Source organism: Bordetella genomosp. 13, from assembly GCF_007679965.1.
Lineage (GTDB): Bacteria > Pseudomonadota > Gammaproteobacteria > Burkholderiales > Burkholderiaceae_B > Bordetella.
The window spans coordinates 1-11,348 of the sequence record NZ_VEHL01000006.1; the positions used below are offsets into that span (position 1 = coordinate 1).

Consider the following 11,348-nt stretch of genomic DNA (forward strand, 5'->3'; position numbering starts at 1 on the left):
GTTTCCTGAGTCACTGAAGCGTAGAGAACTCCAGTTTCCCAGACTCTTCCGGGTGAACAACCTATTGGAACATCACACCTAGATCACTCCTGCGACAGCAACTGTTGGTATTCGGTCTGGCCTGCCCGGATGAAGTCGACGATCTGGTCGATCGAATTGACGTCCAGTACGTTGGGATCATGAAACAGCGCCGGGCTCATGCCGTTCTGCAGCAGCAGTTTGTTGAGCGTCAGGAACGCAGCCGTCCGGATATTGCCGTCGGTAAACAGGTGGTGCTGATCCAGGTCCTGGCAGCATTTCGCGATACAGCGCAATGTCGACACCTCGTCGGTCGCCGTCTGGATCTCCTGGTGATACGCAGCAATGATATCGGCCGCCTTCTGGCGGCATTCGTGCTGCGGCTTCGCCTGGGCCACCAGATATTCCGTCGGCATGCCATGCGAGTCGCGCCACTGGAAGACGATCCACCGCTGGGGATCCCGCGCTTTGTCCGAGGCATCGAATTCGTCCCGTCCTTCCAATGACCAGTTGTTGCTCGCCAGCCCGAACATGACGCCCTCGTTGTCACGGTAACCCGGCTTGAGCACCGAGCCGCCATCCATTCGGTCGCGCTGGTGCACGCCCGCCACCGCGGTGTCGTGCAGAGCCTCGTACATATCCGCCGTCAATGGCTGATCCACCTCGCGGAGCATCTTGTTCAAGGCGCCCAGCATGCCGGCCATGTAGCCTCGCTCATTCTCGAAGTGATACATGCCGCGGTCATGGTGCTGTCCGTCCATCACGAGCTTGTACGCGTCTGCCAACGGACTGGACAGCTTGTTGACCCAGGGATTTCCGGATGCCTCGACCTGCGCGGAAAACCGCAATTGCTCCTGGACGGCCCGCAGGACCGAATCGACCTTCTCCTTGATCTGCGCGCAGGGGCCCTGGGCGTCACGAATGTCCTGGCGCATCTGCTCCAGCCCCGCCAGCATCTGTTCGGTACTGGGGGTCGGACCGTACTGATGCAGCAGCCGGTTTTCGATGACGACCTCGAGCTCGCCCTGGAACGCCCGCCCCAGATCGCTGCGCGGAGACAGCACGTCCGTGCCGCCGATATCGCTCCATTTCGCGCACAGGGCTGCGCACCCGGGCGGCGCGAAGTCGCTGGCCACATGCAACGCCTGGCCGATGATCGCGGGCGTCAGCGGCCGGCCCTCGGCGTGGGCCGTCTCCAGCAGCCCGCGCAATACGTCCTCGGCCTCGGGCGCCTCGCCATGGATCGCAGTGAACAGGTTGTCGAAGGCGGCCTGGTTCTGCCTGACGTAATCGGGTTGGTCCGTGGGCATGTCCTGCGTGGTCAGGCTGCCGGCATCGCCCAGCACGACGCGCGCATCGCCGCCGCCCTGCGCCATCTGGCGCCACTGGTCCAGCGCAACCGGATTCGAGACATTGTTCTGGATACCCATGCCGTGTCTCCTCAGGCGCGATTGAGCAACGGATCCAAGCCGCGAGGGCTGCCGGACAGGCCGCCCGCCGCGGCCTGCGAAGATGCGGTAGGCGGCGCGAGCCGATCGATGCGGCCCGACAACCGCTCGCTCCAACGCACGGCGTTGGCCGAAAACGTCTCGAAGATCGCGGCGAAGCGCTGGGCGTGCAGGCACTCCAGCGGCTCGTGATAGCGGTACACGACCGCCTGGTTCAACTCGCTCAGGCCGAAGAACCCGCCTGCCGTCAACGCGCCGTCCAGATTGCACTGCAGCAGGTAGCGGTGCAGCGCGGCGGCATCGCGCCCCGCCGTGCTGCACATTACCGAAGTCCAGTGCACGGCATCCTGCTTGTCGCTGTAGCTGATGTGCACCCAGCACGCGGCATCGATCCGGATCGAGCAGACCTGGGCGTCGTTGACGGGCAACTCGGGTTTGTCCAGCGAGCGGGCAAGATCCGCGACGAGACTTCGGAATACTTCAGCGCGCATGCTTCTCTCCAAGCGGTTGCGCCAGGGGCAATCCGGACGCCGGTCGATACTGGATGTCGGGCCATTCCCGAGTCAGTAACGCGGCGCGCATGGAGGTTCCACGAATCCGGCATTTCCAGCGCCCTGCACCGCCTTGCACATGCTTTCAGGTCACCGCGAAAACGTCCGGCTTGTTGGCCAGATACCAGGCTACCGACCGGGTGACCGGCAGTTGCCGTATCTCGGCGAGGTGGAAATAGCCGGCTCCGGCGCCCTCCATGACGCGGAAGTCGCCCCATTCGACGGGACGGGGAAGCAGCATCAATGGCGCCTCCTGGCCGTCGCTGCCGGTGCGCCGGCCTATCTCGATGAAATCGGCCGGCAGCGCGGCGATGCCCAGCTCTTCCTGCAGTTCGCGCGAAGCCGTATGCCGATGGTCGGCGTCCGCGGGCTCGACCGCGCCTCCCCAGAAGCTCCAGGCCAACGGGCCGATCGGAGCCGCGCTGTCGCGCATTTGCAGAAGCGATCGACCCAGGCGGTCGCGCACGAGAATGCTGATGTTGGTGATCAAGCGGCAGGTCCTGGCAAAAAATCGGGAGGGATGCGCCGGATCCGCGTCGTGACAACAGCGTCCGCGGCGATCTGGCGGCCGCTTTCCACGCCCGGCAGCCGGTCCCGCCGACACGGCGGCAACACGTGCCTCGTCCAGCATCCACGTTTCGATCTTAGTACGCGCGGGCCTGCCGAAGCCATCCTCCGGCCTACAATCGGCGCTTTCCAAGCTCTCCGCGCGTTTGCGCGCCCAAAAGAATGAGCGCCTCGCTGCCGATGTTCGAGCCCCTGCTGCACGCGCGCACGCGCGCCGAGGTGGACCGGTTTCTTGCGTCCCATGTTGAACAGCTGGACTATCGCTGCTTCTTCTATTCGCCCTTGCTGACCGAAACGCCCGCGCCGCGCTTCTTCCGCGATCCTGGACGCGTGCGCCGGGCCGAACAGCTGGGCCTGGAAAGCATCCACACCAGCTATCCCACCCCCTGGATCCAGCGTTACCAGGAGGCGCGGTTCGTCGAGACGGATCCGATCGTGAAACTGACTGCGAGCAGCACGCTGCCACTGCTTTGGGACGGGCTGTCGAAAGAGGATCGGCGCCATCCGGTGTTCGACGAGTCGCGCGAGCATGGGCTGGCCAGCGGCATCACCGTACCGCTGGCAGGCATCCATGGCGACAGGGCGCTGTTCTCGATCGCGGGCGACCTGCCGCCCGAACGCTCGCAGCGCCATACCGCCGCGATGGCCGGCCTGGTGACGATGACGGCCATGTACCTGCACGAGACGGTACGCCGCATCCAGCTGGGCCATCGCGCCGAGCAGATTCCCGCGCTGACGCCACGCGAGAAGGACTGCCTGCAATGGGCGGCCGTGGGCAAGACGTCCTGGGAGATCGCCTACATCCTGAACGTGTCGGAGCGCACGGTCGTGTTCCATATCGGCAACGCCTGCCGCAAGCTGGGCGCGGCGAATCGCCGCCAGGCCGTGGCGCGCGCCATCGGATTGCAGATCATCACGCCCTGACCTGTAAGTTCTTACAGCTGTCGCCGCACATGGGCTGCTGACACTATTCGCAACACCGACACCGGATCGCCGCAACGCGACCCGATCACTGTTCTGCGAGTCACTACCCATGAAAATGAAAACGACTTCTTTGATCGTCGCCTGCGGAATTGCCGCAGTGCTGGCCGGCTGCGACAAGGCGCAGACGCCCGCCCAGGCGCAACCCACGGCGGCCCCGGCGCCGGCGCAACCCGCTGCCGCATCCCCCGCGCCCGCCGCCAAGACGGCCGACGGCACGCTGCCGCGTCGCCCCGATGCCGAGCGCGCCTACACGCTGCTGGACCTGTCGCGCCAGAACATGCCGGAGCCTGTGTTCGATGCCCTGTCGGGCCAATTGCGCGACGCGTACTGGGCCGGAGCGGCCAAGGATTTGCCGGCGCTGGCGCAGGATTATTCGCCCGCCTATCGCAAGGAACAGGACAGCTTCAAGCGCGCGGACATCCTGAAGGAACTCACCCCGCAACTGGAAGCCGCGTATGCCGAAGCGCAGAAGCGCAAGGACTATGCGGTGCGCGTCCTGCAGACGGCATGGGTCGCCCCCTATGACGCCCAGAAAGGCGGCTTCGAGGTGACGCCGCTGGAGTCGGGCGAACAGAGCACGATGACGCTGCGCAAAAGCATGCGCGACAACGTGAATGCCATCTGGGAAACGGTGTTCGTGGGCACCTTGCCGGCGGCCGCCAGCTTCCTGTACAAGCCGCGCGACGAGGCCGAGGCACGCCGCGTCGAGGCCGCGCTGGCGCCGCAACGCGCGCATGGCAAGGACACGGTGCGCGCAACCCTCCAGTATCAGGGCCAGGTGCTGGGCGCGGCGCCCGCCAAGAATGGCTACAGCTATCGCGTGTTCCTGGGCGTGGACGCGATCACTCTGAACGACGGCAAGACCGGCCAGCCTCTGTTCACGATTCCCGGCAGTGCCCTGGGCCCCATCAAGACGGAATGCGCCTCGACGCGCGAAGCCCTGAACGTGGCCGAGCCTGTGATCACCGGCGGAGGCGTGTTCGGCTACAACGGCGCGTCGTCCGGCCGCTGCTGATTCCCTGATTCCCTGATTCCCTGATTCCCTGATTCCCTGATTCCCTGATTCCACCCGAGACCCGACATGACGATCTTGCGCTTCCCCCTGCCGCTGCGCGGCGCCCTGGCCGCCTTGTGCGTGACCCTGGCCGCCTGCGGCGCCGGCCTGTCCGGCGATTACGGCAACGAGATGGTGACTTACACCTTCCATTCGGACGGCACGGTCGAACAGAGCAGCCTGGGCATGACCATCAAGCTGAAGTACGAACTGAAGGGCAGGAAGCTCGAAATCCAGACACCGCAAGGCACTCTCGTTTATGAGATGCGGGACGATGGTGCGATCGACACGCCTTTTGGCGTGTTGAAGAAACGTTAGGCCAACATTCATTCCAATCCCGACTCAGTCCATGAAAATTAATCGTTTGTCGTGATCAAACAGCCTCTCTAGCATCGACGGGTACACCCCAAGATGGAGAGGAGACATGGCAGCGAGCATTCCCACCTTCGCGCACGCGCTGGTCACGCGCGACGCGCGTGGCGTCTACACCCTGCAGATCCACGACGCCAAGAGCCTGAACATCCTGGCCTCGGCGGTGACGCTGAGCCTGATCGAGGCGGCGCGCTGGATTGGCGCGCAGGACGATGCCCGCGCGGTCGTCATACGTGGCTCGGGCGAGCGCGCCTTCATCGGCGGCGCCAACATCTACGAGATGGCCGAGCTGGATCCGGAGGGCGGGCGCGACTTCATCACCCGGCTGCGCGACCTGTGCGACGCGGTGGCCGACATCCCGGTGCCGACCATCGCGCGCATTCCCGGCTTCTGCCTGGGCGCGGGCATGGAGCTGGCCGCGGCCTGCGACATCCGCCTGGGTTCGCATGACGCGGTGTTCGGCATGCCCGAGGTGCGCGTCGGCATTCCGTCCGTCATCCACGCGGTGCTGCTGCCCGCGCTGATCGGCCCCGGCGCCACCAACTGGCTGCTGCTGACGGGCGAGACGGTGGACGCGGCGCAGGCCTTGAAATGGGGTTTCCTGCAGTTCGCCGGCGAGGCCGCCGGGCTCGACGACCTGGTCGAACGCACCGTCGCCCCCATCGCGGCCAGCGGCCCGCGCGCGGTGCGGTCGCAAAAGGCGCTGCTGCGCTACTGGAGCGAATCCAGCATCCAGGCCGGCCTGGACCGCAGCGTGGCCGTGTTCGGCGACGCCTTCACCACCGACGAGCCGCGCCAGTACATGGCGCCCTTCGTCAACCGCAAGCAACATAAGGGGCAGTGATGGCGGGCCCCCTGCACGGCGTGCGCGTGGTGGACATGACGTCGGTCGCCATGGGGCCGTATGCCACGCAGATCCTGGGCGACATGGGCGCCGAGGTGATCAAGGTCGAGGCGCCCGAGGGCGACGTGTTCCGCACGACGGCGCCGGCCGCGCATGCCGGCATGGGCCCCGCCTATCTGAACCTGAACCGCAACAAGCGCAGCGTGACGCTGGACGGCAAGCAGCCCGAGGACCGCGAGCGGCTGCTGCGCCTGATCGACGGCGCCGACGTATTCGTGTCCAACGTGCGCACCGCGGCCCTGAAGCGCCTGGGCCTGGACGCGCAGACACTGTGCGCGCGCAACGGCCGGCTGATCCACTGTTCGGCGGTGGGCTTCGGACAGGACGGGCCCTATGCGGGCCGCCCTGCCTTCGACGACATCATCCAGGCCATGAGCGGCATGGCCGACCTGCAGGGCCGCAACGGCGGCGCGCCGGCCTACGTCAACACCATCATGGCGGACAAGGTCGCCGGGCTGACGCTGGCCTATGCGATTCCGATGGCGCTCTACGAACGCGAGCGCTCGGGCAAGGGGCAGGCCATCGAGGTGCCGATGTTCGAGACCATGGTCGCGTTCACGCTGGTGGAGCATCTGGGCGGCCACAGCTTCGTGCCGCCGCTGGGTCCGATGGGCTACGGCCGCGTGCTGTCGCCGCAGCGGCGTCCGTACCGCACGCGCGACGGCTATCTGGCGCTGCTGCCCTATACCGACGCGCAGTGGCAGCGCTTCTTCGCGCTGGCCGAGCGCGGCGACCTGGCGCAGGACACGCGCTACGCCACCGCGCCGTCGCGGGCGCGCCACTTCGACGCGCTGTACCAGGACCTGGCCGACATCGTCGCGCTGCGCGGCACCGAGGACTGGCTGGTGTTGCTGGCCGACGCGGACATCCCGCACTCGCGCGTGAACGCGCCCGAGGCCCTGCTGGACGATCCGCACCTTAAGGCGACAGGCTTCTTCCAGCACGTGGAGCATCCCACGGAAGGCCCGATGCTGGCCACGTCGATCCCCGTGCGCTTCTCGCGAACGCCGGGCACGATACGGCGGCCCGCGCCGCGCCAGGACGCGGATCGCGATATCCTGTAGCCGCGCCGCGACCGGCATGCACGGCCCGTGGCGTGCCGCATCGGGCAGCGCGCGCCACGGCGCCCACGCACAACCATGAACATCACCCTCAAGCAATTGCGCGTCTTCTGCGCGCTGTACGAACTGCGCAGCTTCACGGCCGCCGCCCGCGCGGCCTTCGTCACGCAATCGGCCGTCAGCAAGCTTTGCGCCGAACTGGAAGCCGAGATCGGCCAGCCCCTGTTCGAACGTTCCACGCGCAGCGTGACGCCGTGCGACGGCGCGGCCGAGTTCTATGCCTACGCGCAGGAGATACTGGGCACGGTGCGCGCCGCCGAACGCACCATGTCGGGCCTGCGCTCGCTGGAACGCGGCACGGTGGGCGTGGCGACCTCGCCGCTGATGATGGTCGGGCTGATGGGCCAGGTGGTGGCCGACTACCATCGCGCGCATCCCAGCGTGAAGCTGGAACTGTTCGAGTTGTCCACCGACGACACCATCGAGCACGTGCGCAACGGCCGCGCCGACTTCGGCATCGTGTCGCTGGAAACAGCGTCGGATGAACTGAGCACCCGCGTCATCTATCGCGACACCATGTATGCCGTCTGCGCGCCCGACCATGCGCTGACGCGCCGGCGCAAGGTGTCGTGGGAGGACGTGGCGGCGCACGATCACATCACCCTGCGCAACGTCTATAGCGTGCGACGCAGCCTGGACCGCGTGGCCGCCGACCTGAAGCTGGAATTCCGCTATCGCATCGAGGCGGGCATGCTGCTGTCGGCGCTCAACCTGGTGGGGGAAGGACTGGGCATCACGGTGGTGCCCGGCTATGCCTGCGACGTGGCGCGCCAGTTGGGGCTGCGCGTGCTGGACATCGACGGCGCGCGCCTGCACGGACACGAGCTGTGGCTGATCCAGCGCCGCACGGCGCGCCTGTCGCTGGCCGCGTCGGCCTTCCTGCAAGCCACCGAAGACTATCTGCGGCTGCGCCAATCCGGCAGGCATTGATCCCGGATTGGAATGAGTCTATGAAAATTAGTCCCTTGTTGGGATAAGCGGGCGGCGCGCATCATACGGCCTCGTACCAAGAGGCCGGTCCGCGGTCCCACAGGAGACAAGCATGATTCGATCGATCGGCGCATCGCGCCGCAAGCTGCTGGCCATGGCCTTCGCGCTGGCCGGCACCGCAGCAGCCGGCCTGTCGCACGCGCAACAGGGCTATCCGGACAAGCCCATCACCATCGTCGTTCCGTTCTCGCCGGGCAGCGCCACCGATACCAGCGCGCGCATCATCTCCGAGAAGCTGGGCCCGCGCCTGAACGTGCCCATCGTGATCGAGAACAAGCCCGGCGCGTCCGGCACGATCGGCGCGTCGTTCGCGGCGCGCGCGCAGCCGGATGGCTACACGCTGATCCTGACCAGCAGCTCGACGCACTCGGCCACGCCAGCGCTGTTCCGCAAGCTGCCGTTCGATCCCACCGGCGACTTCATCCACCTGATTCGCATCGCCACCATTCCGATGATGCTGGTGGTGCGCGAGGATGCGCCGTACCAGTCGCTGAAGGACCTGGTGAAGGCCACGCAGCAGAAGGCCCTGAACTACGCATACGGCTCGCCCACCAGCCAGATCGCGGGCGCGACGTTCAACACCGTGGCCGGCGCCGCCGCCAACGGCGTGCCCTACAAGAGCCAGCCGCCGGCCGTGACCGACCTGCTGGGCGGCCACGTCGATTACCTGTTCGCGGACCTGTCCGTGGTCACGTCCTTCATGCAGGGCGGCAAGCTGCGCGGGCTGGCGTTCACGGGGCACGAGCGCTCCAAGGCCTTCCCGCAGGTGCCCACGCTGTCCGAACTGGGCTACAAGAACTTCGACCTGGTCGTCTGGGTGGGCGTTGCCGCGCCGGCCAGGACGCCGGACGCCATCGTGCAGAAGCTGAACAAGGAAATCGCCGCGATCCTGGCCGAGCCGGAAGTCGTGCAGCGCTTCGAGTCGTTGGGCATGCAGGTCTCGCCCAACTCGGTGGACGATCACCGGGCCTTCGCGCTGGCGCAGCGCAAGATCTGGACGCAGCGCGCGGTCGACGCGAAGATCGAACCGCAATGACGCGCGGCGCGTCGCAGCAGGAAGCGGCCTGATTTACGGCCCGTTGAAATAAGCACTTCGGCCTGGCTGCCCTCACGCCGCGCAGGCCATCGTCGCCGGATCGCGGGCCGGTCCGGAAGGCGCTTCTTGCGCCACCGCCAACGACGAGGCGGCGCGCCGACGCGGCGGGCCTGGGTACGCGGTTTGCGCACAAGGGGCTCCACTCCCCGACTGGAGCCGCCCCTCATGATGCAATCCGCCCTTGGCCTGTCCGGCGCCCAGCCTGCGCCCCCCAGCGTGCACTTCCACACCGTGCCGCCCATGCCCGATCCCACGCCGATGCCCTCGCCGCCCGAAACGCCCCCGGGCGAACCGGGCCCTGACGTCGTGCCGCCGATCGATCCGCAACCGGAGATCGATCCCACCCCCGCCCCCGGCCCAGACATCGTGCCGCCGTCCATCCCTCCCGGCCAGACGCCTGTCGCCCGCGGGAGATACAGCCTGGCCTGGTGCTTCCTGTGAAACGGCGCTACGTGGCCGCCGCGGCGCTGCTTTGCCTGGCGGCCTGCAAGGACCGGGACACCGAGTCGCCGGTCGCCGCGCCGGGCGAGGACAAGAAAGCCGGCACCGCCGTCCTGGAGACGGGCGCGGAGGTGTTGCAGGACAAGCCGCCCATCGACGCCATCAACGCCTATCTGGACGGGTTCCATTTCTACAATGGCCGTCCGCAGGCGCAGATGGAGGCGCACCACTACTGCACGATCCTGAACGACGACATGATCCAGTGCGTGATCTACGACGGCAATGTCGGCGACGCCAAGCTGATGGGAATCGAATACATCGTCAGCGACAAGGTGTTCAAGACGCTGCCCGAGGCCGAGAAGCCGCTTTGGCACAGCCACGTGCACGAAGTGAAATCGGGGCAGCTCGTGGCGCCCGGCATTCCGCAGATGGCCGAGCATGCGCTGATGAAGAAGCTGGTGCACACCTACGGCAAGACCATACACACCTGGCATACCGACCAGGACAAGACGCTGCCGCTGGGCGCGCCGCAGCTGATGATGGGCTTCACGCAGGATGGGCAGGCCAACGAGGCCATGGTCGAGGCCCGCAACAAGCGGCTGGGCATCGATACGGTCGACAAGCGTGCCAACCGCGAGGACATCCCCACGCCGGAGGTGCTGCCGGGCGCGGATGCCTGGCAAGCCGGCAAGATCATCCAGTTCGCGGATCCGACGGGGCAGCGGCATGATCACCAGGGCAACCCGGGCGAACGCCCGGCCGAGTGGCGCCGGATGCGAACGCCCGGTCAGGACGGCCCTGATCCCTGGGCACGGAATGGGGATTCCTGCCCCTCGGGCCGCGGGTAGACGCGCGCCAGGGCGCATCCCTGGCGCGCCCGGCCGCGGTGTCGTCGACTAGGATTCGCCGAACGCGTCCAGCAGCCGCGCGATCAGCGGGTTGTCCGCGTCCCGCCGGCTGACGCCGTACGACTCGGACCGGGCCACCCCGCCCGCCAGCGGACGGAATACCGCGCCGCCCAGCGCCGAGCGCTCCAGGGCCTTGGGAACCAGCGCCACGCCCAGCCCCTGCGCCACCAGCGACACCACGGCCAGCCAATGCCGCACCTCGTGCCGCACGTCGGGGCGGAACCCGGCTTCGGCGCAGATGGACAGCACGCGGTCGTGATAGTCGGGCGACATGCTGTGCGCGAACAGCACCAGCGGCTCGGACGCCAGGTCCGCCGGCCGTACGGTGCGCCTGGCCGCCAGGCGGTGTTTCTCGGGCAGGCAGCACACGAAGGGCTCGGACAGCAGCAGCCGGCTTTCCAGTTCGTCCGGCAGGCGGCTGGTGTGCACGAAGCCCATGTCCAAGCGGTCCTGCATCAGTTCGGTGATCTGCTCGCCCGAGTTCAGTTCCGTCAGCTTGATGCGCACGCCCGGATAGCGCGCCTGGAAGCTGCGCAGCGCCTGCGGCAGGCCGCGATACAGCATGGCCCCGACGAAGCCGATGCGCAGCCGCCCGGCCAGCCCCGCGGCGGCGTCGCGCGCCTCGAGCGCGGCCTCCTCGGTCTGCGCCAGGATCTGGCGCGCGGAGGCCTGCATGGCGCGCCCCGCGGCGGTCAGCCGCACTTCCTTGTTGTTGCGTTCGAACAGCCGCGCGCCCACGCTGTCTTCCAGTTGCCGGATGGCCACCGACAGCGGCGGCTGGGAGATCGACAGGCGCGCCGCGGCGCGGCCGAAATGCAGCTCTTCGGCCAGCACGGAGAAGTAGCGCAGGTGGCGCAATTCCATTCCCGGACCTCGCTCAACGATACGATTTAA

General features: G+C 67.3%; 13 protein-coding genes. 9 read left to right on the forward strand and 4 right to left on the reverse strand.

Annotated elements, in window-relative coordinates; all coding sequences use genetic code 11:
* Positions 1 to 83: 83 nt before the first annotated feature.
* The 3 genes from FS845_RS15220 to FS845_RS15230 all read right to left on the reverse strand — a co-directional run bounded on the left by FS845_RS15220 (position 84) and on the right by FS845_RS15230 (position 2,507).
* Positions 84 to 1,448, reverse strand: a complete 1,365-nt coding sequence (locus FS845_RS15220; RefSeq protein WP_144636788.1) for a hypothetical protein — start codon at positions 1,446 to 1,448, stop codon at positions 84 to 86.
* Positions 1,449 to 1,459: 11 nt separating this feature from the next.
* A complete protein-coding gene (locus FS845_RS15225) occupies positions 1,460 to 1,957 on the reverse strand; it encodes a type III secretion system chaperone (RefSeq protein WP_144636790.1) in 498 nt (165 codons plus the stop codon).
* Positions 1,958 to 2,102: 145 nt separating this feature from the next.
* Positions 2,103 to 2,507 carry an NUDIX domain-containing protein gene (locus FS845_RS15230; protein WP_186332297.1) on the reverse strand — a complete coding sequence of 135 codons (405 nt, stop codon included), beginning with the start codon at positions 2,505 to 2,507 and terminating at the stop codon, positions 2,103 to 2,105.
* Positions 2,508 to 2,746: 239 nt separating this feature from the next.
* Between FS845_RS15230 and FS845_RS15235 the strand changes: the two genes are divergently transcribed.
* From FS845_RS15235 to FS845_RS15275, 9 genes are all read left to right on the forward strand, one after another.
* Positions 2,747 to 3,508 carry an autoinducer binding domain-containing protein gene (locus tag FS845_RS15235; RefSeq protein WP_144636794.1) on the forward strand — a complete coding sequence of 254 codons (762 nt, stop codon included), beginning with the start codon at positions 2,747 to 2,749 and terminating at the stop codon, positions 3,506 to 3,508.
* Positions 3,509 to 3,623: 115 nt separating this feature from the next.
* Positions 3,624 to 4,583 carry a hypothetical protein gene (locus tag FS845_RS15240; RefSeq protein WP_144636797.1) on the forward strand — a complete coding sequence of 320 codons (960 nt, stop codon included), beginning with the start codon at positions 3,624 to 3,626 and terminating at the stop codon, positions 4,581 to 4,583.
* A gap of 66 nt (positions 4,584 to 4,649) precedes the next feature.
* The gene (locus FS845_RS15245; protein ID WP_144636799.1) at positions 4,650 to 4,940 is read left to right on the forward strand and encodes a hypothetical protein; all 291 of its coding nucleotides are present in this window, start codon (positions 4,650 to 4,652) and stop codon (positions 4,938 to 4,940) included.
* Between the two features lie 106 nt (positions 4,941 to 5,046).
* Positions 5,047 to 5,838, forward strand: coding sequence for an enoyl-CoA hydratase (locus FS845_RS15250; RefSeq protein ID WP_144636801.1), 792 nt, complete (start codon positions 5,047 to 5,049; stop codon positions 5,836 to 5,838).
* Positions 5,838 to 6,962: a CaiB/BaiF CoA transferase family protein gene (locus FS845_RS15255; protein ID WP_144636803.1), complete on the forward strand. Its 1,125-nt coding sequence runs from the start codon at positions 5,838 to 5,840 to the stop codon at positions 6,960 to 6,962. Before FS845_RS15250 ends, FS845_RS15255 begins: the two co-directional genes overlap by 1 nt.
* A gap of 75 nt (positions 6,963 to 7,037) precedes the next feature.
* A complete protein-coding gene (locus FS845_RS15260; RefSeq protein ID WP_144636805.1) occupies positions 7,038 to 7,949 on the forward strand; it encodes a LysR family transcriptional regulator in 912 nt (303 codons plus the stop codon).
* A 112-nt stretch (positions 7,950 to 8,061) separates the two neighbouring features.
* Positions 8,062 to 9,045: a Bug family tripartite tricarboxylate transporter substrate binding protein gene (locus FS845_RS15265; RefSeq protein WP_144636807.1), complete on the forward strand. Its 984-nt coding sequence runs from the start codon at positions 8,062 to 8,064 to the stop codon at positions 9,043 to 9,045.
* A 225-nt stretch (positions 9,046 to 9,270) separates the two neighbouring features.
* Positions 9,271 to 9,546 (forward strand): hypothetical protein, encoded by a 276-nt coding sequence (locus FS845_RS15270; protein WP_144636809.1) that lies wholly within the window; start codon positions 9,271 to 9,273, stop codon positions 9,544 to 9,546.
* A complete protein-coding gene (locus FS845_RS15275) occupies positions 9,543 to 10,394 on the forward strand; it encodes an OBAP family protein (RefSeq protein WP_186332298.1) in 852 nt (283 codons plus the stop codon). The genes FS845_RS15270 and FS845_RS15275 overlap by 4 nt, the downstream gene beginning before the upstream one ends.
* Before the next feature lie 48 nt (positions 10,395 to 10,442).
* Here FS845_RS15275 and FS845_RS15280 read toward each other — a convergent pair whose 3' ends face one another.
* On the reverse strand, positions 10,443 to 11,318 hold the full coding sequence (locus FS845_RS15280; RefSeq protein ID WP_144636813.1) for a LysR substrate-binding domain-containing protein: 876 nt from the start codon (positions 11,316 to 11,318) through the stop codon (positions 10,443 to 10,445).
* Between the last annotated feature and the right edge of the window lie 30 nt (positions 11,319 to 11,348).